The sequence below is a fragment of the Acinetobacter sp. YH12096 genome, assembly GCF_013419215.1.
In the GTDB taxonomy this organism is placed as follows: domain Bacteria; phylum Pseudomonadota; class Gammaproteobacteria; order Pseudomonadales; family Moraxellaceae; genus Acinetobacter; species Acinetobacter amyesii.
In genome coordinates this window covers 1-21,647 of the sequence record NZ_VPAM01000045.1, presented here as the reverse complement: position 1 = coordinate 21,647, position 21,647 = coordinate 1, and the positions used below count along the sequence as shown (strand labels likewise).

The following is a 21,647-nucleotide window of genomic DNA, read 5'->3' as shown; positions in this document are numbered from 1 at the left end:
ACGTAATTTAAGGGTTTTCATGTACTTATATTAACAATCAAAACTCAAGGAAAATAGTCCTTAGTTAAATCAAACGACACTTCAGGTCGTGTCGCTTATATCTCTGACCTGAAGGACAGAGTTTTACCCTCTATTTGATAAAAAAACACCTGAACAGTGTTCAGGTGTTGGGAAAGGGACTTAAGAGATCGTCGAATGATTAGCCATTCTTAATGCGAATGATGCGATCGGTACGATCATTGACTAACACGTAGTCACCATTGATTTTGTACCATTGTTGATAACGACCGGTGTTCGGTAAGCGGCGCGCTTCACGATCACTCACTTTGTAGCGGCTTGAATCGAAATAACGAGGAAAGCTTTGACCAACACGCCAATCGCGGCTTGGATTTACACGACGAAAGTCATTACGGTCGTAGCGATTATTGTCATAACGGTTGTTGTTATTCCAATTGCTCGGACGGTGATCTTTGTCCCAACGGTTGTCTTGATGTTGGTATGACGGATGGTAACGGCGGTCATCTTGACGATGGTCTGGTGCAGCGATTGCTGCTGTCGTTGCCATTAAAGCCGATACTGAAAGAACTAAAGTCGATACGATTTTGTTCATGGGACACCTCTATACATTTCTAATCTGTTTTTCGATGATTCAAAATTAGCGAGAAAGTTCAGAGAAAGCGTGGGGGTAATATAGTTGAATTGTGAAATGTATGGAGGAAATTTGAAGGTGTGCAAATGACCTGAAAGCTAGGCAGCATCAGGCTTTTCGGTTAAATGTTGAAAAACCTCATAAAAAAACCCAGAGTTAATCTGGGCTTTAAAAAATATGGCGAAATTTAATTCAAAATGGCTTACATACCTAAAATTTTCAGAATACTGTTACTATCTGAGTTGACCAATATGTAGTCATTATTGATTTTATACCATTGCTGATTACGCGATGGTTTAGGTAAGTTATGGTCTTTATAATCGACTTTATAACCATTACCACGATAATGCTGTGGCATCACATAGCCCGTTTGCCATTTATGTTGTTGCAAACGTTTGACTCCACGTTGTTCACGCATACGGCGTCGATCTTCAAGATCGTCATCGTCCTGATAACCACGGAAATCACGATCTTTTTTCATTTGACCATATGCATTGCCGCGTGGGCCATCAAAGCCACGTTCATCGTTCTTGAAGTGAGGCGCTGCAGACGTGATGCTGCTTGCTATTAAAGCACTGAAAGAAAGAGCCAAAATTGGCAAAATCTTTTTCATGTTCAACCCTCATGAGTAATTTATCTTCAATATCACTACTGTACGCATTAAATGCAGAGAAACTGTGAAGAAAGATGAATATTTCTTTAAATAAAACGAAGAGATTGCGGATATTATGCGATAAATTTCGCGCTGAGAACAATCTTTCCATATTGAAAGCGATGGTCCGATAATGCGTGCTTTTTATCCTTGCAATGCAGTCTTGATCAAATTTGAGGTCTATTGTAAGCACGATCAAAAACGCCCATCAAGTCTTGATGGGCAAATGGGGTAGAGATACTGGACTGGAAAAGGTGAGTAAATCCGGGTTTTAGTACCACTGCTCATTGAGGCATTGGAGTGAATAAATCGCTTGAGCCACAGATTCAGCTTGCTCGGCATCGTCCATTGCAGAGATCAAATTTTCAGTCAGTTGTAAGTTTTCAATTGAACGAATGGTTTCAATTTTGCGTGTTTGATCAGCCATTTGGGTCTCCTTGCCGTCGGTCTATGTCATGGCAAGCAGTCTATGCTTTTATACTTAATTTGAAAAACCGAATATTATTATAAAAATAATTTAAAAATACGATCAATGGAAAGTTGGGTAATGAAGCTGTCTATTGATCAAAGCTTGTTGAATTTCAAATGCTAATCTAAGGGTTTAAAAAAAGGGCATCAAATGGCCCTTTTTAAACATGAATTTTTCACTTGGAACACACTTAGTATGCGTATTTCAGGTCAGTATAATCCGTTAATGATTTTTGAATATGAGCTTGAATAAATTCATTAATATCTTCAGGTGTCATTGCTGCACCTTGTTTGGTAATCACATGCTCAAACGGTGCTTGATCTTGCGCAATAATGCGATAAACAAAGTTAGTGATCACTTGAAAGCCTGCTTCTTGCTTTTGAATGCAAGTGATATAGAAATAGGCATGCTCAAAGTTTAAGTCAGTATGCGAAAAAATAAATTGTTCAAATAATTTTGCATTTTGACCGACATCTAATCCTTTTAAATCGTCCACGATACTCGGGTCGAATTTCATCCCATATTTTGCTGAAATCGGTTGACCATCGACCAGTAGGTTAACCATGCCATCCTCAGTTGGAGTCACTGTAATATTGCTAAAGTCAGACATGTATCAATCCAATGTTTTTAAAGAATGCCCCAAGTATCGGCAAATTTGCTAAAAACTCAAGTCGACTTTCGCGTGGTCACTGCAAAATCAGTCGGTTAATGATGCGTTGTAAAGATTCAAGACATAAAAAAAGGAAGCTCGCGCTTCCTTTTTTAAATTGGCTTTCAGCTTATTCATCTTGGGCATCTATGCTGGCACCGGTTAAATGCAAGCTGTCGTCACCCATTAAATATAAATATGCAGGCATGATGCTTTCAGGCGTAGGCAAAGTTTTTGGATCTTCGTCTGGATACGCCTTTGCACGCATGGCAGTACGTGTTGCCCCTGGGTTAATGCAGTTGAAGCGAATATTCGGATGTACATTTTCTTTAGCGAACAATGTGCTTACGGCTTCAATGGCAATTTTTGAAACCGAGTACGCGCCCCAACGTTCACGGGCTTCACGCCCCACACCTGAACTGGCAAAGACCACTGAGGCATGCTCAGATTTTTGCAGTAGGGGCATCAGCTCTTGAGTCAGTACAAAGGGCGCACGAAGGTTCACCGCCATGACATCATCCCAAACATCCACAGGATAATGTTCTAGTTCAGTTCGCTCACCCAAAATCCCGGCATTATGCAAAATGCCGTCTAGGCGACCAAATTGCTTTTCTAAGGTGTCGACCAATAGCTCATAGTCACGAGGAGAGGCACTAGACAGTTGTAGCGGTAAAATCGCCGGTTGGGGGGCACCCAATCCTTCAATTTCATCGTAAATCACTTCTAGTTTATTCAGTGTGCGTCCATGTAAAACCACGGTTGCGCCATGTAAGGCATAGCTGAGGGCAGCCGCACGGCCAATACCATCGCCCGCACCTGTAATCAGGATAATGCGATCTTTGAGCAGATCGGGGCGAGGTTGATATTCTGAATATTTCATCCGTACCTCCTCGTTTTATTGTGTTGTGTTCTATCGTTATAAAGTCGCTGTGTTTAGCGTTTTCGGTTTGATAACCAAATCATGAATGACTTCATGCAATTCAGCAACAGTCTTCACTATACAATCTGCATGCCAAGCTGTTAAGTCATCTTTGTGTTGTAAAGGTAAATAGCCATAAGCCGCAAGAATTGTGTACATCTGCGCATTACGACCGGCATCGATATCACGTGGATGATCACCGACATAGATACAGTCTTGAGCATCTAGATGAATGTGCTTGGCGGCTAAATACATCGGCTCTGGGTCTGGTTTGGTTTTACTGACATCATCTGGGCAAACCAATACCGAGCAGCGCTCAGTCAAATTCAACGCTTTGAGCAACGCTTCACTGAGTGAACGCGGCTTATTGGTGACAATACCCCACGGAATTTGATGTTGTTCTAACTCTGCGAGTAGTGGATACATGCCTTCAAACAGATCGGTATCAACTGCAATATCAGCACCATACAGATCTAGAAAGCGTTGACGATGTGCCAGAAAGATAGGATCTTCAACGTCTAACTCTGGATAGACCAGTTTGACCATGGCACGCGCGCCTTCAGATACCTGTACACGAATGTCGTCAGCACTGACCACCGCAATGCCTTTGTCACGGCACATGTCTTGAATAATACGAATAAAATCAGCCGCGGTATCAATCAGTGTACCGTCAAGATCAAAGAGTACAGCTTTCATTAGGCTTCTTTCACCGTATGAACCATGTAGTTCACATCCACATTCGGTGCGAGCCAATAGCGTTTGGTAATCGGGTTATAATGTAAACCTGTCATATCTTTGAGTTTTAACTCGGCTTGACGAATATCATGAGCTAATTCTGAAGGTTTAATAAACTTCGAATAATCATGAGTGCCTTTCGCCAACATGCGTAAAACATATTCCGCACCAATAATCGCAAACAAATAGGCTTTAGGATTACGGTTAATGGTCGAGAAGAACACATGACCACCCGGTTTTACCAGCTTTTGACAGGCTAAAATGATCGAAGCTGGATCGGGTACGTGTTCGAGCATTTCCATACAGGTGACGACGTCATATTGACCTGCTTGCTCTTCTGCCAATTGCTCTACAGGTACTTGGCGATATTCAATATTTTGTACATTTTCTTGTTCGGCATGTAAGCGTGCAACATTCAACGGCGCTTCGCCCATGTCGATACCCAATACTTGCGCACCGCGACGTGCCATGCTTTCAGCTAAAATACCGCCGCCACAGCCCACATCTAATACTTTCTTGCCAGTGATACCATTTGAATGCTCATCAATCCAGTTCAAACGCAGGGGATTAATCATGTGCAAAGGGCGGAACTCAGAATGCTGATCCCACCATATGGCTGCGAAAGCTTCAAATTTGGCAATTTCTTGTGGATCAACATTCAATTGCGACATCGGTTGCACCTCAATCAAGTCTTTATATTTTAGAAAAAAGTTTATGGGAGTTAGTGTAGCGCGTCCTGAAAAAAAAGCGATAAAAGCCTTAAAAAAGTTCACAGAATGAAAACGAAATCGACAGATTTGATTTATAGTGTTGCCATAAACTAATCATAATGATTTTGAGGACGATAAGTTCAATGAAAAAATTCCTTTTAGGCACGATTACAACAGCTATTTTGGCTTTTTCTGGCAGTGCGATGGCAGCGCAATTTGTCGCGGGGACTGATTACACAGTTATTCCAAAACCGATTAAAGTCGAACGTCCGGGTAAAATCGAAGTCCGTGAGTTCTTTTGGTATGGCTGCCCACATTGTTTTACATTAGAACCGCATATGCAAACGTGGTTAAAGCAATTGCCTAAAGATGTACGTTTTGTCCGTACACCTGCAGCAATGAATCCACTTTGGGAACAAGGCGCGCGTGCTTACTATGCATCGGAAGCACTGGGTGTTCGTCAAAAAGCACATTTACAATTGTTCCATGACATTCATGTGGGTCAGAAAAATATCTTAGAACAAGGCGCATTTGCGAAGTTCTACACCCGTTATGGTGTTCCTGAAGCGAAATTTAACAGCACATTTAAATCATTTGCTGTGTCTTCAAAAATTGCTCAAGCGAAAAACTTAGCAGCTCAATATCAATTGAGCGGCGTGCCTGCGATTACCGTCAATGGTAAATACATCGTACAAGGTGAAGATGCCCGTACCGTTGAAATCGTGAAATTCCTTGTTGATAAAGAACGTAAAGCGAAATAACAGTGTTTTGAAAAAGCCGCACTCGATGCGGCTTTTTTTATGCAGGCATATTTTGCGTTTTAGGTCGATAAATTTTGTGGATCAGCGATTTGAGCCAAAGATCGATCCCAATGCAAAATGCCACGAAATAAGAGCTGAACTTGAGTCTGAGCTTGGCGGCGAAATTGTTGTAGCGCATCCGTACGTTGTGGAAGCTCAACATGTCGATGTAAGTCAATCCACTGCATTGCCCAACTTAAGGCCAATTCAAACAAAATTTGTCCCAATACTTTGAGGTCTTGTTCGGATTGAATGTGTTGAGTCGCTTCAACTTGAGCCAGTGCATGGGCCAAATCAGTACTGAGAAAATTAAATTCACGTGTAATGGCTTGTCTTAAGGAAGCTGAACCACCCCAACGCTCTGCAATGAGAAACATCCATGCCTCAGGAAATTGCTCAACGGCATGAAATAAATAATCCAGACTCTGTCGTGTACGTGCATCGGGTGCTTGAAAGCATTGCTGACTCAGTTGATTGAGTACATTGCGAAGGTGCAGGGCCATTTGGTCGACTAGTTCCAAACCGAGCTCATCCATGTCCTGAAAATGGCGATAAAACGCAGCAGGAACCAAGCCGACATGACGGGAAATTTCGCGTAAGCTCAGACTGCTAAAAGAACGGCCTGTGGTACTCAATGCAAGCGCTGCATCAAGGATAGCTTTACGACTTTGTTGCTTACGTTCTTCCCGTATCGACATGCAATTCGTCCTGAATTTTGCGTGGCTTCAGTCTAACAAATTTCCTGATGTCGTACGATGGGCCTATCAAAACTTGGATGAATGGATTTTGTAAATGCACACGAATGCGTCCCGAATCTGGCTGTACCTTCTGTTATAATGTGCCGCAATCAATTTTGTCAGATTAAGGACTCATTATGCGTATCGACCAACGAGCATTAGATCAATTACGTGAAGTAAAAATTACCCGTAACTACACACGTTATGCGGAAGGTTCTGTATTGGTTGAATTTGGTCATACAAAAGTTCTTTGTACTGCAAGTGTCGACAACTCAGTGCCGCGTTTCCTTAAAGGAAAAGGTCAGGGTTGGGTGACTGCTGAATATGGCATGTTACCTCGTTCAACACATACACGTACTGACCGTGAAGCGGCACGTGGTAAACAAAGCGGTCGTACTCAAGAAATTCAACGTCTGATTGGTCGTAGCTTACGTGCGATGGTCGATTTGAAAAAATTGGGTGAAAATACCATCAGCATCGACTGTGATGTGATTCAGGCAGATGGCGGTACACGTACAGCATCAATCACAGGTGCAGCAGTTGCCTTGGTCGATGCAATGAATGTCTTGCTTGAAAATAAAAAAATTAAACAAGATCCATTAAAAGGTTTAGTTGCTGCGATTTCTGTAGGGATGTATCAAGACGAAGCATTACTTGATCTTTGCTATGAAGAAGATTCAAGCTGCCAAACAGACATGAACGTAGTGATGACACAAGCTGGTGAGTTCATTGAACTTCAAGGTACAGCAGAAGACAAACCATTTACACGTACACAGTGTAATGAAATGCTTGAACTGGCTGAAAAAGGCATTCAAGAATTGATCAAAAAACAACAAGAAGCTTTAGGCTGGTAAGTTGTTTGATTCAGTTTAAACTGAATAAAGAACGCATCTTCGGATGCGTTTTTTTATGCGCTGAATATAGAAAATCCAACAAGAATCACCTATTAAGCAGCGTGTCTTTGACTCAAATTAATAGAATCAGGATGCTTTGAAGGACTAAAAATGAAAAATTGGATGATGCATTTTTCTTTATTCAGCGTATTTTTGATCAGTGGTTGTGATTTTTGGGAAATCAGGTTCAAGAGCGTGAAGGTGGTCGTTTTTCTGAACAAAGTGAAAACTCAAAAGATCATGACGATGATCAAGATGAGCGCGAGCAGCATGAAGACGATGCGGAGCATGAAAAGGATTCTGAACATGAAACTGAACGAGCTAAACAACAGCAAGATGATGATTAAGTCATGCTAGAGGTTAAGCATCAAAAAGGGTGCAATAGCACCCTTTATTTATGTTTAGAGCAAGTCTAGAGCGTTAGGCATTAAAGCGCATAGATAAATCAATCGCTGTGACATCTTTGGTGAGCACACCCATCGAAATATAATCGACCCCTGTCGTTGCCACTTCACGTAAGTTTGCAATAGTGATATTGCCTGAGGCTTCAAGTTTGCAGCGACCATTCACATGTTTAACGGCATCAATCATTTGTTGCTGACTAAAGTTATCCAACATCACAATATCCGCACCTGCTTCTAACGCTTGGTTGAGTTCATCCCAAGTTTCGACTTCCACTTCCACAGGTTTGCCCGGTGCAATCTGGTGTGCTTTGGCAATCGCTTGTTGGATGCCACCTGCTGCCATGATGTGATTTTCTTTAATTAAAAACGCATCAAATAAACCTAAGCGATGGTTTTGACCACCTCCGACAGCAACCGCATATTTTTGTGCAATACGTAGGCCTGGCAAGGTTTTACGGGTATCGAGTAGACGAGTATGCAAACCTTCAAGCTGCTGGACATAGGCAGCAGTTTTGGTCGCTACTGCAGATAATGTTTGCACAAAATTTAAGGCTGGACGCTCAACCGTAAGTAAGCTACGCGCAGAACCTGCGAGTTTTAAAAAGGCTTCGCCTGCGGCCACACGGTCACCATCATTTTTCAACCAAGTGACTTGGACAGCGGCATCATAAGCCTGAATGAGCGCATTGACCCAAGGCTGACCCGCCAAGATCATCTCTTCACGGCTGATAATCGTTGCAGTGGCTTGTTCATCTTCTGGAGTTAATAGGGCAGTAATATCGCCTTCGCCAATATCTTCTTGTAGTGCGTGTTGAATATTGATTTGGATTGATTGTTCAAGCAAAGATTGCGATATGCTCATAAGAAGTTCCGTATCTTTTTTAACTCAGGAAAATGTGCGCGTTATATTAGCATTGTTCCTGAAAAATGAGCGATTTTTAACTACTTTCACAGACTTGAATTGAGATTTCAATGTGAAAGTTTTAGCATTAAAACTTTCAAGTAGGGCTCGGCATTTTGATCTGCAGCATTGCAGGCCGGCTTAGACACAGGATTCTTTTATGTCACAAGCAACAACATTTCAGGTGCAGGATGGGCAATTGCTAGGTGCGCGTCAAATTCCATCACCGAATTTTAACCAGCGTCCTGAAGATACCGAAATTCAGCTTGTTGTCATTCATAATATTAGTTTGCCACCTTCTCAGTTTGGAGGTGGTTATATCGAACAATTTTTCCAAAATCAGTTGGATTGGTCGAAACATCCTTATTTTCAAACCATTGAAGGGATGCAAGTATCGACACATTTATTGATTCTGCGTACGGGTGAAGTCCTACAGTTTGTCAATTTTAATGATCGGGCTTGGCATGCAGGTCGTTCAACCTATTTAGCACAAAAAGAATGTAATGATTATTCGATAGGCATCGAACTCGAAGGAAGTGATGATTTACCTTTTGAAGCTGCACAATATGCTGTGCTGACCGAGGTCGTGGCGTGTTTACAACAGGCTTATCCTAAAATTCAACAACATATTGCAGGGCATTCAGATATTGCACCGGGACGTAAAACTGATCCGGGTCCATTTTTTGAGTGGAACGCTTTTCGTCAACAGCTGCATCATTTTAAAAACAAATAAACAATACACACTGCGTTTAATAAACCAATGAAATTCCTTGACGAGTTTCATTACAATAGGCGCACTTTCAAAAGTGAGAAATACCGATGGCGCTTTGGCGTTCGACAGTTATTGTCAGTGCAATGACTATGTTGTCCCGTGTATTGGGACTGGTACGGGATATTGTCCTGTTAAATGTATTTGGTGCAGGTAAAGACTTCGATACCTTCGTGGTTGCCTTTCGTATTCCTAACTTTTTTAGGCGTTTATTTGCAGAAGGGGCATTTTCACAAGCCTTTATTCCTGTATTGACTGAATATAAAACCAGTCGAACCCATGCCGAAGTCCAGATTCTGATTAGCCGTGTTTTTGGCTGTTTAGGTCTAGTGATGACCAGCTTGACGTTCATCGCGATGGTGGCCGCACCCGCGATTATCTATATCTATGCACCGGGTTTCCATGGTGATGCAGACAAGTTTGCGTTAGCCACCGATATGTTTCGCCTAACGATTCCTTACTTACTGTTTATGTCCTTAACAGCATTTGCCAGTAGTATTTTGAATAGTTATGGCTCATTCAGTACACCTGCGTTCGCTCCAGTGTTACTCAATGTCGCGATGATTGCCGGTGCGCTATGGTTAACCCCTTATATGGCTGAGCCAATTATGGCTTTAGGTTGGTCTGTTGTCGCTGCAGGCTTCTTACAATTGGCGATTCAGATTCCAGAGCTATGGCGTAAAAAATTACTGATTCCACCGAAAGTTGACTTCAAACATGAAGGTGTTGATCGCATCATGAAGTTGATGCTGCCAGCGCTGTTTGGTGTCTCAGTGACGCAGATCAACCTGCTGTTGAACACCATTTGGGCGTCTTTCATGCAAGATGGTTCAGTATCATGGCTGTATAGTGCTGAGCGTATGACCGAGCTGCCTTTAGGTTTGATTGGGGTGGCCATTGGTACCGTAATTTTACCTTCGTTGTCTGCGCGTCATGCTGAACAAGATCAAGAAAAATTCCGTCGTATGATTGATTGGGCGGCTAAAGTCATTATCTTGGTGGGTGTGCCTGCCAGTATTGCGCTGTTCATGCTTTCGACACCTATTATTCAGGCCTTATTTGAACGTGGTCAATTTAGCTTTGAAGATACACAAATGACTGCATTAGCATTGCAATGTATGAGTGCTGGTGTGATTTCATTCATGCTCATCAAAGTGTTTGCACCAGGGTTTTATGCGCAGCAAGATACAAAAACTCCAGTACGTGTAGGTTTAATGGCGGTCGCAGCCAATGCCATTCTTAACGTGGTGTTTATTGGGTTCTTTAAACTGATTGATTGGCATGCTGAGCATATGGCTTTGGCATTGGCATCATCGGGTTCCGCTTTAGTGAATGCAGGGATGCTGTATTTTTATTTACATAAGCGCAATATTTTCCGTTTTGGTGCGCATTGGAAAAAATTGGTGATTCAGTTTGCGATTGCCAATGCTGTGATGATTGCTGCACTGTGGTATGGCTTAACATGGTACAACGGTGATGTATCTGCGTGGATGCGTGTCGCGGAAGTGATCATCTTATGTGTGATTGGCATTGCTGCTTATGGGATTGCTTTAATTGCAACCGGCTTTAGACCTCGTCACTTAAAACCTTAAAGCTAAAACCTACAGCGTAATGCGTTTGACGTTGATGTAAAAAAATAAGAGCCTATAGGCTCTTATTTTTTTGATTGAGACTCAAGATGATAAAAACATAGGTTTCTGATTCATGAGTCTGAGGGGAGTAATTTGTAGTTTAAAACGACATTGAATCAGTCACTCAGTCGCCTAAACTTTTCCTCGAGAGAGGAAACCAACAATTGCGAGAATGACTGCAATAACCAAAAGAATAACAGCAAAGTCTTTGGATAAGCCTGCAACACCACCAAAACCTAGCAGACTCGCAATCAATGCAATTACAGCGAAAATAATAGCCCAGCGGAACATAGTTTTATCTCCATGTGATTTTTTATTCTGTCTCATCAGTATAGAAGTCACAGAAAGCATGCTATGTATTCTTTTGTTTATTTAATGTTCAATATTCGGTAACTTAAACAAGGAATTTATGTGCGGGTTCAGTTAATATGCCTGCCACCTTCGTTGCGAGCGAGAAGATGACCGATACTCTACGCCCACATTTTTGGAAAAAGCATGCTTTGACTGAACTCACTCATTTGGAGTGGGAGTCCCTCTGTGATGGTTGCGGGCTGTGTTGTTTAATCAAGCTTGAAGATGAAGATACGCAAGAGGTGGCATACACCAAAGTGGCATGCAAACTTTTAGATTGTGAAACTGCCAGTTGTTCCGATTATCCAAATCGCAAATCACACGTTGCAGACTGCATACAGCTGACACCTGAACAAATTCACCAATTTCATTGGCTACCGCCGAGCTGTGCTTATCGTAGAATTTCTGAAGGTAAAGATTTACCGCGTTGGCATCATCTCGTGACGGGAAGTCGTGACAGTATTTTGAAGGCACGAAAGTCTGCCGCAGGGCGTTGCATCAGTGAAGAAGACGTCAACCCTGATGATATTGAAGATTATATTGTGCGTTGGGTACGCTAAAGGACACAGATACGCTCTATCTTGGGGCTAGAGTTGATCTTGTATCATGGCCAGAAAGTCTTGTTCTGACAGAACCTGAAAACCATGCTGTTTGAGGAGTGCTGTGGTTACTCCATAGCCTTCAATTTTTGTACGCGTAAAGGTGCCATCATAAATATAATGACTGCCGCACGACGGGCTACGATCTTTTAAGACCACCACATCAACCTTATGCAATTGGGCCAATTCCAACATGCGGTGGGCACCCGCGATAAATTCAGCACTGACATCTGTGCCCAAGACATCTTTGACTTGGGCTGTACCATTGAGCACATCAGTGGCTTGACCATTTTGAATTTCTGCAGGAAAACGTGGACAGCTCAGGCCGCCCATCATTTCTGGGCAGGCCGTAATGACTTGGTGAGTCTGCATCAGTTGGCAAATTGCTTGTTGTGTATTTGATTTGGCATCATAACGAACGGGTTGGCCTGCCAGACAGGCACTGACTAAATACTTCAGTGTCATCGTGTCTTGCTCCACAAGTTTTAGTGACTCAAAAGTTCCATCGCATGGTCATAACTGAGCGGACGATAAAAGTAAAAACCTTGTCCAGTATGACAATTACATTCTTTTAAGGTATCGACCTGTTCCGGTTTCTCTATACCTTCGACCAGTATATTCAGGGAAACACTCGCACCAATTTGGGTAATCGCTTTGACAATGGCTAGTGCTGAACAGTCGGTGTGCATGCGTTCCACAAAATTACGGTCGATTTTAATACAGTCGACAGGGTAGTTACTTAGACGTGTTAATGATGAATGACCTGTACCAAAATCATCTAAAGAAATGTGGATGCCATGGTCTTTCAATAAATTGAGGGCGCGAATCACATAATTTGAGCCACGTTCCGACAGGCTTTGCTCGGTAATTTCGACTTCAATAATGTCCGGTGAAATACCAAACTGCTTTAAGCGATTCAGTAGTTTTTCCGCATAATCATCACGTAAAAATTCGACAGGGGCAGCATTTATTGAAATTGGTAGCGGTTGTAGTCCGAGTTCAATCCATTTTTGAATATCTTGAAAGATTTTAATTTGCATCGTTTCACTAATGCGTGAAGCCAATTCATAATCTTGAAATGCAGCAAAAATTTGAGAAGGTAATTGTAATTGTTGGTCTTTATCGTACCAACGCAGCAAAGCTTCAAAGCCGACCACTTGACTGTCAGAAAGGCGAACTTTGGGTTGATAAAACGGAATAATTTGATTGGACTTAATCAGGCTGCGCGCTAGCGTTAATTGACGAGTGGTATTTTCAAGGATTTTGAACATGGTGTGGTTGAACATTCGCACCCCACCACGACCACTGCCTTTTAAATCATTCAGTGCAATATCTGCGCATTTAAGTAAATTCGAGGAATTTTGTGCATCGCGTGGGTAGATCGCGCAGCCAATACTCATACCTATATTGATGCTTTGTCCATTATAGAAAATCGGCATATCCATTTGCTGACAGGCGATGCTGGCAATATCTGTTAATTGTTGTTGCGATTTTAAGTTAGGAATAGAAATGGCAAATTCATCGCCACCTAAGCGTGAAACCACGATATTTGCATCAAAACAGTGCTGAAAACGCTGCCCAAGGGTATGCAGTAAATGATCTCCGGCACTATGACCTAAGGTGTCATTAATATGCTTAAAATAATCTAGATCGATCAATAACAAACCCAGTTGTTGCTGATGTTCTCGTGCCACTCTTAAGTGACTTTTAAAGACTCGACTAAAGGCACGGCGGTTTAATAAACCTGTTAAATCATCCTGTTCAATGATCCGTTGGAGTTTATTTTCCGCCAGTCGCTGTACCGTAATATCACGGGAGACACAGAGAATTTCTTTGACTTGGCCATATTCGTTGAATACTGGGCTGAGCATGTTATCCCAATAAGCCATGGGTTCATCGGCCACTTGGCTCATGCCGACAAAGCGAGAAGTTTTTCCTTGTTTGGCTTCTGCAAAAGCATTCAGACACGCGTCGCGGACTTCTTCAGGCAATAATTTGTGCCATGATATACCAAACTCAGTTTCAGTCGGCGACACACCGAGAGCTAAGCAACCAGCGCGGTTCATATGCAGAATATGACCGTCTAGGCTTAATAATTTAATACAGTCGACACTGGCATCTAACATTTGATTACGGCTGTCGAGTTTTTCTCGTAATTCTGCACATTGGGTATGTTGTAATTGTATATTCTTGGCTTGAGGCATTTGTTGAAATGAATATATAGATAGATCAATGCCTTGTTGAACTTGAGGTATTTGCTTTTGCTTTAATGATTGCTTCATACAATCTGTCCAATTGGGTCAGGCAAGCTAAAAATGGGATATCTAGCCGATCATACTTTAATTTGATCGATAAGGGATAAGATCTCTTGTTACATTATAGTTAACATTCGCCTAAGGATTTTTACATGCAAGATACTTAAATAATGACATCAAACCAGCCTCTTAAATTGAATATCGAATAAAGCAAAGATTCTGCCAAGGCAGTGTTAGAATAGAAAAAACGTCCCCAATTGCCGGAAACGAAATAATAAGATGTCAGACAGCCAAATTCCTCTTCCTGAACGCATGCGTCCTCATGATTTATCGCAAATTATTGGACAAGATCACCTTTTGGGTGAAGATGCACCGTTACGCCAGATGATTGACCAAGGGCATTTGCCATCGATTATTTTTTGGGGACCTCCGGGTGTAGGTAAAACCACAATTGCATTGTTGTTAGCGCAGGCCGTTGACCGACCATTTATTAGTTTATCTGCGCTCAATACTGGGGTGAAAGAGTTACGTGAAATCATCGCCGATGGTGGAGATTTATTGACACCTGTGGTGTTTATTGATGAAATTCATCGCTTTAATAAGTCACAACAAGATGCCTTACTGAATGCAGTTGAAAAGGGCAAAATTACCCTGATTGGTGCAACCACAGAAAACCCTTCATTTGAAGTTAATAATGCCTTATTGTCGCGTTGTCAGGTGTATACCTTAAATGCTCTGGATAATGACGCAATTCAGCGCTTATTGGATCAAGCGATTCAGCAAGATTCGTTTTTAAAAGAGCGTTATATTCAAATCGAAGAATATGAAGCTTTATTTCAATTTGCCGCAGGTGATGCTCGTAAAGCATTAAATCTTTTAGATTTAATTGCCAGTACGTTTGAGCCAGACTTAGAAAATATCATTAACAATGCGGTGGTGGTCAAAGTTGCGCAGCAAAATATTGCACGCTATGACAAATCGGGCGAACAGCATTATGATTTAGTTTCGGCTTTTATTAAGTCGATTCGAGGCAGTGATCCAGATGCCGCTTTGTATTGGATGGCTCGAATGCTCAAAGGTGGTGAAGATCCTGTTTTTATTGCCCGTCGTATGTTGATTGCGGCATCTGAAGATATTGGCAACTCAAATCCAAATGCTTTACTGTTGGCTGGAGAATGTTTCCGATCTGTGCAGGCAATTGGTATGCCTGAATGTCGAATCATTTTGGGGCAATGTGCGGTGTATTTGGCAACCAGTGCTAAAAGTAACAGTACTTATTTGGCCATCAACAAAGCCTTAGATTTGGCAGAAAAAACCTCGAATCTACCTGTGCCACTACATTTGAGAAATGCACCAACCAAATTGATGAAAGAGCAAGGCTATGGCGTGGACTATTTATATCCACATAATTATCCTGAGCATTTTGTCATGCAGGATTATATGCCGCCTGAACTGAAAGGCACTAAGCTGTATGAGTCTGCACGTAATAAACGTGAAGTTGAAGGTGAGCGTTTGCAGCAACGACGTTGGATGCAACAACAACAGCAGTAATAATTTGAATGATCATAATGGGAAGGCGCTTCGGCGCCCTTTTTTATGTCTATTTCATGCAAAAAAAAGCCCAACTCAAGGCGAGCTGGGCTGAAAAAATAGGATGTCTTTGGGGAAATATATCCTAGAGGGTAGATGGAAAATCTGGTCGGCATACACATTGGAAACTTATAGATCCTCGTGCTGCCTGGTATGTAGCTATCTTAGTGTGAACGTGGGTAAATGTGAAACAGAGGATTTTTATGGTTAACATTTGTTTTTTCGATCATGGATTAATCGAGTAATATTTAATTAAAAAAACCGAGCTAAAGAGCTCGGTTTTTTAAATCGATGAACGACTTAGATATCAGAAAGGTCGATACCTAAACGTGCAGCAACTTCTTCATACGCTTCAACTACACCGCCTAAACCTTGACGGAAACGGTCTTTGTCGAGTTTTTTCTTAGTGTCTTTGTCCCATAGACGGCAGCCGTCTGGAGAGAATTCGTCACCTAGTACGATACGGTCGTGGAACACGCCAAATTCAAGTTTAAAGTCAACAAGCAGCATGTTGCCTGCATCGAATAGACCTTTAAGTACTTCGTTTACTTTATAAGTCAATTCTTTCATTTGAGCGAGTTGTTCTGCAGTCGCCCAACCTAATGCAATCGCTTGTGATTCATTCACCATTGGGTCGCCTAACGCATCGTCTTTGAAGAACAATTCGAAAGTTGGCGGAGTAAGTTCTTTACCTTCTTCAACGCCTAAACGACGGCAAAGTGAACCTGCTGCATAGTTACGAATTACGCACTCTACAGGAACCATGGTTAATTTTTTCACTAAAACTTCAGTTGGAGAAAGAAGTTTTTCGAAATGAGTTTCGATACCAGCCGCAGCCAATTTTTCCATGATAAAGGCGTTAAAACGGTTGTTCACCTTACCTTTGCGATCCAGTTGTTCAATTTTTTCACCGTTGAATGCAGAAGCATCGTCACGGAAAACTAGGATGAGGTGGTCAGAACTATCTGTTTCATAAACAGATTTCGCTTTACCAGTATAGAGCAAGGTTTGTTTTAACATGAGGGAACCTTTTTCGAGAAAAAATGCCTAGTACGACTAGGCTGGCCAATTTTGGTAAATCTGAGCTAACAGATCTGCAGCTTTTTCTTTGTCTGCAAAACTGTTATCGGCATTGAACACAGCGATGTTATTGCTTGAACCTACAGAAGAAAGTCTTAAGACATAGGTCTGCTGATCGACCTTGACGGTTACTTCGTAACGGTTTTTGCTCTGACCAACAATGGTATGGTTAAGGCTGCTGAGGGTAGCAAGTGTGTATTGCCAAATTGTAGCAGAATTTCCTTCAACTTTGATCAGTGGATTTTGATTTCCATCCACCAATAGTTGAGGGCGGCTAATATTTGTACTGTCTGTTGAGGAATCTGCGACGACATTATTTTTTTCCGCGGCTGGACGCGGAAGGGCATAGCGATTGCCACGCTTATTTTCAAGCTTTGGTGCATGCTCAATTGCTAGCGGGTCAACTGATGGAGCAGGATACAAAGGCGTTGCAGGACGAACCATTGACCCTTCAGGGTATTTCAGCGGTTCAACATCTGTAGTTTGTTTATAGTCCAGTGTGCCATTATTAAAGGCAAGTGAACTACAACCGGCTAATGTAAATACTGAAAGTGCCAGGCTAAGTCCTAAACGTAATTGCATGATGTTTGCTCTTCTTTATTTGATAACGCCCGCAGTGATGAGTGCTTCACGAAGCGGAGTACGATATTGTTCTGCAAGGGGTGTTAATGGTAAGCGAATGCCTGTTTCAATCAGGTTCATCTCATGAAGTGCCCATTTCACAGGAATTGGGTTCGATTCGCAAAATAAAATTTGATGTAAATTTGCAACAGTATTGTTTTGTTGCTCGGCTTGGACTGCGTCACCCGCCAAAGCGCTTGCACACACTTCGCTCATTTCTTTTGGCGCCACGTTCGCAGTAACCGAAATGTTGCCCTTAGCACCTAAACCCATTAACTGATAAGCCGTTGCATCATCACCTGAGTACACCACCATATCTTTGCCTTTAAGGCCTTCAATGAGTTCTTGACCACGAGGAACATCGCCAGTGGCGTCTTTAATGCCCACGATTTGTGGAATATCAGCAAGACGGATCACGGTGTCGTTGTGCATGTCTACACCGGTTCGGCCAGGTACATTGTATAAAATTTGAGGTAAATCAACAGCTTCAGCAATCGCTTTGTAGTGTTGATACAGGCCTTCTTGGGTAGGTTTGTTATAGTATGGTGTAACTAATAATGCCGCATCTGCACCTAATTCTTTGGCTTCTTTGGTGAGTTCAATCGCTTCGTGGGTTGAGTTTGCACCTGTGCCGGCAATAATTGGAATGCGTTTGTTCGCCACACGGATGATTTCTTTGATCACCTGAGTGTGTTCGGCCATGCTCAAGGTAGAAGCTTCACCTGTAGTCCCTACAGCAACAATACTATTGGTGCCTTGCTTTATATGCCACTCAACCAGCTTCTCGAGGCTCTTCCAATCTACGCTGCCATCTTCAAACATTGGGGTGACGATTGCGACAATTGAACCTTGAATGGTCTGAGCTTGCTGAGTCATTTTGAAAAGCTATCCTATTTGTCCATCCGACAAGATGAAATATTGATTTCTGGATGGTTTCGAATTTTGATTTGTAGCATGTTCATTGGGCTATACCCAAATTGAATAATGCTTACGCAAATTATGACTGATCAAACGCATAAGAACAATATGCTTTGGTCAAAGCCATAAAATTCTTTATACAAATCAAACTTAAAACAATCAAGTGTAAAATAGCGGTTTTTTTGCAGCCTGAAAATTGTTCAGCAAGGGCTGAATCTTGAAAATGTTTTATTCAATCGAGAGGGTTGGCATGGTTGATGGGATTGATTAAATCATCAGCAAAAGGTTGATCTATGTGTATTCCGTGCTTTTTAATCAGAATTTAAGATTAAATAACAATGACTAAAGATTTAAAAACTATATCAATTCGCTCGGGTTTTATTACAAATGATTGTTAAAAACTTGGGTAATAATCTTTTTTATATCTAATAGAAATAGACATGTTTTTATGAGTGTTTAAAAAGATCGCTTGATTTGACTGTTCATTGCACGATTCATATTTTTTTATTTTAAATTTTTAATTGTTTTTACGACTTTGTGACTTAAAGCACAAAAACTATTACACCATGCACGTAATCCAATTTTGGACGAAAGGCTTCAACTTATTGGTAGTTATATCCTTTATAAGGCTCAGCGATGATGCGACTTAATTTGAACGCTGATGACAACAAGGATTCTCCAATGGAAAAGTCAGATAATAAGCATGCTATTGTCACGGTAGCAATCTGCTTCCTTATTGCCGTAATCGAAGGTCTGGATATTCAGGCTGCAGGTATTGCAGCAGCAGGGATTCGTGAATATTTCGGGCTGGATAGCTCGCAGCTAGGGGTGTTTTTTAGTGCCGGTATTTTAGGATTATTACCTGGTGCTTTGTTGGGTGGTCGGATTGCAGACCGAATGGGCCGTAAAAAAGTATTAATTTGGTCTACAGGGATGTTCGCCATCTTTACCTTATGTACGGTATGGGTAAATAGCTTCCATAGCTTACTCGCTGTACGTTTTCTTGCAGGTGCAGGTTTAGGTGCAGCAATGCCAATTTTAATTACCTTGGCATCTGAAGCGGTAACGCCACAAAATCGTGGCCGTGCAGTCGGTTTGATGTACTGTGGTATGCCTGTGGGTGCGGCAATCTTGTCATTAGTTGCAATGACGGACTTCGGTGCAAACTGGAAAAATATTTTCTATTTAGGTGGTTTATTACCGATTGTTGTGATTCCATTGATGATTTGGTTCCTGCCCGAATCGCGTGAATTCTTGAAAGCCAAAGATCAAGCGGTTCAAGCGACCGCCAATGGCGAAGTGCAACAAGGTGCTTTCAAAAACCTCTTTAACACAGAAAACCGTTTACGTACTTTCTCAATTTGGGTGAGCTACTTCTTCACCTTGATGGTGGTGTACATCATGTTGAGCTGGTTACCGTCGTTGTTCACCGAACTCGGTTTCACTCGTAAAGATGGTGCAACTGCGCAGTTCTACTTCATGGTGAGTGCAACCATTGGTACGATCATTTTAGGTATGTTGACTGACCGTTGGAAGAAAGCTTATGTGATCATTTTGATGTACGGCGGTATTTTGGCAGGTCTATTTGCGCTGAATGGTGCAGGTTCATTGACCCAAATGTACATGGCGTCAGCTTTAGTCGGTGCATTCGTGATTGGTTGCCAAGGTGTATTGTATGCCTTCGGTGGTATCGTGTATCCAACACAGTTACGTGGTACGGGTGTTGGTGTCGCTTCAGCTGTTGGTCGTGTCGGTGCAATGTTAGGCCCTGCAATTGCGGGTCAGTTATTGGCAGCAGGTTTTGGTGCGGCAGGGGTGATTACCGCGGCAATTCCATGTATCGCAATCTCTGCAATATTTATGTTGTTATTGGTACGTCGTATTCCATCTTAAGGAACATGTCATATCAAAAAAGCCCGCATATTGCGGGCTTTTTTATGGCGACAATTGAAGTCGCGCTAATGCTTTAAACCAAGATAAATAAATGTATTTTATGTAAAAATACAGCAGAAAGAGAAAATAAAAAATCAACGTAGAGGGGCTATGTCAGCAAGAAAACTGGTCGCAATTTTTAAAGTTGATCAACGTGAATTCAGTTTGTATCTACATCAATACGAATTTATCTTGGAACTCAAACCTGTATTTCAAAGAAATCGCCAACAGCCGAGACAAAATGCGTGGTTGGCCTTTGCCGATGAACCTACCCTAGAAGATGTTGCTGAAAATATTAATGCGTTTGAGGTCATGCAACAGACACGCAGCCATTTATTAAAATATATCGTTCAACATCAACCGCGATATTTTTATTTTCATGCCTCGACTCGGCGAAAAGCCCGTATTTACCCACGCTTTGCACAGCGTTTGGTTGAGCATTTGCCCAAGTATCGGTATTGTCAGGAAGGACAGTCATTTTATTTTTATGCACAGGACTGAATACTAAGGCTTTTAAAATATGAGCGAATCAGTAGAGTCGCCGACAATGCATGACAACGGATGGAGAGATATGCAAAAAAATACAGCGCTGATTGTGGTCGATGTACAAAATGGTTTTACCCCGGGTGGTCAGTTGGCTGTTGCCAATGCCGATCAAATTATTCCAGGGATTAATCAACTGGGGCAATACTTTACGAATATTGTGCTGACTCAAGATTGGCATCCAGCCGACCATATCTCTTTTGCTGAAAATCATCCTGAGCATGTACCTTATGACAGCATAGAGCTGAATTATGGAACGCAAGTACTGTGGCCGACGCATTGTGTACAAGGCACACAGGATGCCGAATTGCATCCTGATTTAAATTTACCAACGGCGCAGCTAATTATCCGTAAAGGTTTTCATCAGCATATCGACAGCTACTCTGCTTTTATGGAAGCAGATCAGAAAACTTCAACAGGTTTGGCGGGCTATTTGCGCGAACGTGGTATTGATACAGTCTTTGTGGTGGGCATTGCCACGGATTTCTGTGTTGCATGGACGGCAATGGATGCACGTAAGCTTGGTTTTGAAACTTTTGTGATTGCTGATTTGACCAAAGGGATCGATTTACAGGGTTCTTTACAGCATGCATGGCAAGACATGTTGGCGAATGGGGTGAAGCGTATTTACCTGAAAGATATTGTGCAGCAGCATGCACAGGCATTATCTTTGGCATGACCCAGTGGGCTCAGTTGAGAAAAGGCACAAGGGTGTCACTGCTGTCCCACAATTTTTCACAAGAGGAAGCTCATTTGAGCTTCCTCTTGTTTTATGGGTATTTTATCGGGTGAAAATAAAGCTTTTAAAGTTCTTCTTTCAAACAAATTCACTTGAATTAT

General features: G+C 41.9%; 25 protein-coding genes. 10 read left to right on the top strand and 15 right to left on the bottom strand.

Annotated elements, in window-relative coordinates:
* Window positions 1–199: 199 nt before the first annotated feature.
* From FTU36_RS14915 to ubiG, 7 genes are all read right to left on the bottom strand, one after another.
* Complete coding sequence (locus FTU36_RS14915; RefSeq protein ID WP_111885092.1) at window positions 200–610, bottom strand: RcnB family protein; 411 nt, start codon at window positions 608–610, stop codon at window positions 200–202.
* 241 nt (window positions 611–851) lie between these two features.
* Entirely contained in the window at window positions 852–1,262 is a 411-nt protein-coding gene (locus FTU36_RS14910; RefSeq protein ID WP_180008591.1) for an RcnB family protein, read from the bottom strand.
* A 310-nt stretch (window positions 1,263–1,572) separates the two neighbouring features.
* The gene (locus FTU36_RS14905) at window positions 1,573–1,728 is read right to left on the bottom strand and encodes a hypothetical protein (RefSeq protein WP_168379727.1); all 156 of its coding nucleotides are present in this window, start codon (window positions 1,726–1,728) and stop codon (window positions 1,573–1,575) included.
* 232 nt (window positions 1,729–1,960) lie between these two features.
* Entirely contained in the window at window positions 1,961–2,380 is a 420-nt protein-coding gene (locus FTU36_RS14900) for a hypothetical protein (protein ID WP_180063057.1), read from the bottom strand.
* Between the two features lie 169 nt (window positions 2,381–2,549).
* Complete coding sequence (locus FTU36_RS14895; protein WP_180022987.1) at window positions 2,550–3,299, bottom strand: YciK family oxidoreductase; 750 nt, start codon at window positions 3,297–3,299, stop codon at window positions 2,550–2,552.
* Between the two features lie 36 nt (window positions 3,300–3,335).
* Complete coding sequence (locus FTU36_RS14890; RefSeq protein WP_180118420.1) at window positions 3,336–4,034, bottom strand: HAD family hydrolase; 699 nt, start codon at window positions 4,032–4,034, stop codon at window positions 3,336–3,338.
* On the bottom strand, window positions 4,034–4,744 hold the full coding sequence (gene ubiG, locus FTU36_RS14885; RefSeq protein ID WP_078190637.1) for a bifunctional 2-polyprenyl-6-hydroxyphenol methylase/3-demethylubiquinol 3-O-methyltransferase UbiG: 711 nt from the start codon (window positions 4,742–4,744) through the stop codon (window positions 4,034–4,036). Before ubiG ends, FTU36_RS14890 begins: the two co-directional genes overlap by 1 nt.
* A gap of 182 nt (window positions 4,745–4,926) precedes the next feature.
* On the opposite strand from ubiG, the gene FTU36_RS14880 reads away from it, so the two are divergent.
* Window positions 4,927–5,544, top strand: a complete 618-nt coding sequence (locus FTU36_RS14880; protein WP_078193271.1) for a thiol:disulfide interchange protein DsbA/DsbL — start codon at window positions 4,927–4,929, stop codon at window positions 5,542–5,544.
* Window positions 5,545–5,603: 59 nt separating this feature from the next.
* On the opposite strand, the gene FTU36_RS14875 is transcribed toward FTU36_RS14880, so the two are convergent.
* On the bottom strand, window positions 5,604–6,281 hold the full coding sequence (locus FTU36_RS14875) for a TetR family transcriptional regulator (RefSeq protein WP_078190635.1): 678 nt from the start codon (window positions 6,279–6,281) through the stop codon (window positions 5,604–5,606).
* 176 nt (window positions 6,282–6,457) lie between these two features.
* Between FTU36_RS14875 and rph the strand changes: the two genes are divergently transcribed.
* Window positions 6,458–7,174, top strand: coding sequence for a ribonuclease PH (gene rph, locus FTU36_RS14870; protein WP_078190634.1), 717 nt, complete (start codon window positions 6,458–6,460; stop codon window positions 7,172–7,174).
* A 212-nt stretch (window positions 7,175–7,386) separates the two neighbouring features.
* Window positions 7,387–7,560, top strand: coding sequence for a hypothetical protein (locus tag FTU36_RS14865; protein WP_180049681.1), 174 nt, complete (start codon window positions 7,387–7,389; stop codon window positions 7,558–7,560).
* A gap of 73 nt (window positions 7,561–7,633) precedes the next feature.
* Here the strand turns inward: FTU36_RS14865 and nadC are convergent, their stop codons facing one another.
* Window positions 7,634–8,479, bottom strand: a complete 846-nt coding sequence (nadC, locus tag FTU36_RS14860) for a carboxylating nicotinate-nucleotide diphosphorylase (protein ID WP_111885101.1) — start codon at window positions 8,477–8,479, stop codon at window positions 7,634–7,636.
* 199 nt (window positions 8,480–8,678) lie between these two features.
* Between nadC and ampD the strand changes: the two genes are divergently transcribed.
* Both ampD and murJ read left to right on the top strand, forming a co-directional pair.
* The gene (gene ampD / locus FTU36_RS14855; protein WP_078190631.1) at window positions 8,679–9,251 is read left to right on the top strand and encodes a 1,6-anhydro-N-acetylmuramyl-L-alanine amidase AmpD; all 573 of its coding nucleotides are present in this window, start codon (window positions 8,679–8,681) and stop codon (window positions 9,249–9,251) included.
* A gap of 86 nt (window positions 9,252–9,337) precedes the next feature.
* Entirely contained in the window at window positions 9,338–10,879 is a 1,542-nt protein-coding gene (murJ, locus tag FTU36_RS14850) for a murein biosynthesis integral membrane protein MurJ (protein WP_180022314.1), read from the top strand.
* Window positions 10,880–11,050: 171 nt separating this feature from the next.
* Here murJ and FTU36_RS14845 read toward each other — a convergent pair whose 3' ends face one another.
* A complete protein-coding gene (locus tag FTU36_RS14845) occupies window positions 11,051–11,209 on the bottom strand; it encodes a DUF1328 domain-containing protein (RefSeq protein WP_005006601.1) in 159 nt (52 codons plus the stop codon).
* Between the two features lie 167 nt (window positions 11,210–11,376).
* Here FTU36_RS14845 and FTU36_RS14840 point away from each other — a divergent pair, with 167 nt between their 5' ends.
* The gene (locus FTU36_RS14840) at window positions 11,377–11,829 is read left to right on the top strand and encodes a YcgN family cysteine cluster protein (RefSeq protein ID WP_168379729.1); all 453 of its coding nucleotides are present in this window, start codon (window positions 11,377–11,379) and stop codon (window positions 11,827–11,829) included.
* 27 nt (window positions 11,830–11,856) lie between these two features.
* Here the strand turns inward: FTU36_RS14840 and FTU36_RS14835 are convergent, their stop codons facing one another.
* Complete coding sequence (locus tag FTU36_RS14835; RefSeq protein WP_180004334.1) at window positions 11,857–12,333, bottom strand: DUF523 domain-containing protein; 477 nt, start codon at window positions 12,331–12,333, stop codon at window positions 11,857–11,859.
* Between the two features lie 20 nt (window positions 12,334–12,353).
* Window positions 12,354–14,150, bottom strand: a complete 1,797-nt coding sequence (locus FTU36_RS14830; RefSeq protein ID WP_180113684.1) for an EAL domain-containing protein — start codon at window positions 14,148–14,150, stop codon at window positions 12,354–12,356.
* Window positions 14,151–14,402: 252 nt separating this feature from the next.
* Here FTU36_RS14830 and FTU36_RS14825 point away from each other — a divergent pair, with 252 nt between their 5' ends.
* Window positions 14,403–15,674 (top strand): replication-associated recombination protein A, encoded by a 1,272-nt coding sequence (locus FTU36_RS14825; RefSeq protein WP_111885104.1) that lies wholly within the window; start codon window positions 14,403–14,405, stop codon window positions 15,672–15,674.
* A gap of 339 nt (window positions 15,675–16,013) precedes the next feature.
* Here FTU36_RS14825 and purC read toward each other — a convergent pair whose 3' ends face one another.
* From purC to dapA, 3 genes are read right to left on the bottom strand one after another with little or no spacing between them, the layout of a single operon-like run.
* The gene (gene purC, locus FTU36_RS14820) at window positions 16,014–16,733 is read right to left on the bottom strand and encodes a phosphoribosylaminoimidazolesuccinocarboxamide synthase (RefSeq protein WP_078190626.1); all 720 of its coding nucleotides are present in this window, start codon (window positions 16,731–16,733) and stop codon (window positions 16,014–16,016) included.
* Between the two features lie 36 nt (window positions 16,734–16,769).
* The gene (locus tag FTU36_RS14815) at window positions 16,770–17,375 is read right to left on the bottom strand and encodes a lipoprotein-34 precursor (NlpB) (protein WP_078193263.1); all 606 of its coding nucleotides are present in this window, start codon (window positions 17,373–17,375) and stop codon (window positions 16,770–16,772) included.
* 15 nt (window positions 17,376–17,390) lie between these two features.
* Window positions 17,391–18,290 carry a 4-hydroxy-tetrahydrodipicolinate synthase gene (gene dapA / locus FTU36_RS14810; protein WP_078193262.1) on the bottom strand — a complete coding sequence of 300 codons (900 nt, stop codon included), beginning with the start codon at window positions 18,288–18,290 and terminating at the stop codon, window positions 17,391–17,393.
* Window positions 18,291–19,013: 723 nt separating this feature from the next.
* Between dapA and mhpT the strand changes: the two genes are divergently transcribed.
* The 3 genes from mhpT (at window position 19,014) to pncA (ending at window position 21,486) form a co-directional block, all read left to right on the top strand.
* Window positions 19,014–20,225 carry a 3-(3-hydroxy-phenyl)propionate transporter MhpT gene (gene mhpT, locus FTU36_RS14805; RefSeq protein ID WP_078193261.1) on the top strand — a complete coding sequence of 404 codons (1,212 nt, stop codon included), beginning with the start codon at window positions 19,014–19,016 and terminating at the stop codon, window positions 20,223–20,225.
* A gap of 150 nt (window positions 20,226–20,375) precedes the next feature.
* Window positions 20,376–20,765: a hypothetical protein gene (locus FTU36_RS14800; RefSeq protein WP_180118418.1), complete on the top strand. Its 390-nt coding sequence runs from the start codon at window positions 20,376–20,378 to the stop codon at window positions 20,763–20,765.
* A 70-nt stretch (window positions 20,766–20,835) separates the two neighbouring features.
* On the top strand, window positions 20,836–21,486 hold the full coding sequence (pncA, locus tag FTU36_RS14795; protein ID WP_078193259.1) for a bifunctional nicotinamidase/pyrazinamidase: 651 nt from the start codon (window positions 20,836–20,838) through the stop codon (window positions 21,484–21,486).
* The last annotated feature ends 161 nt before the right edge of the window (window positions 21,487–21,647 follow it).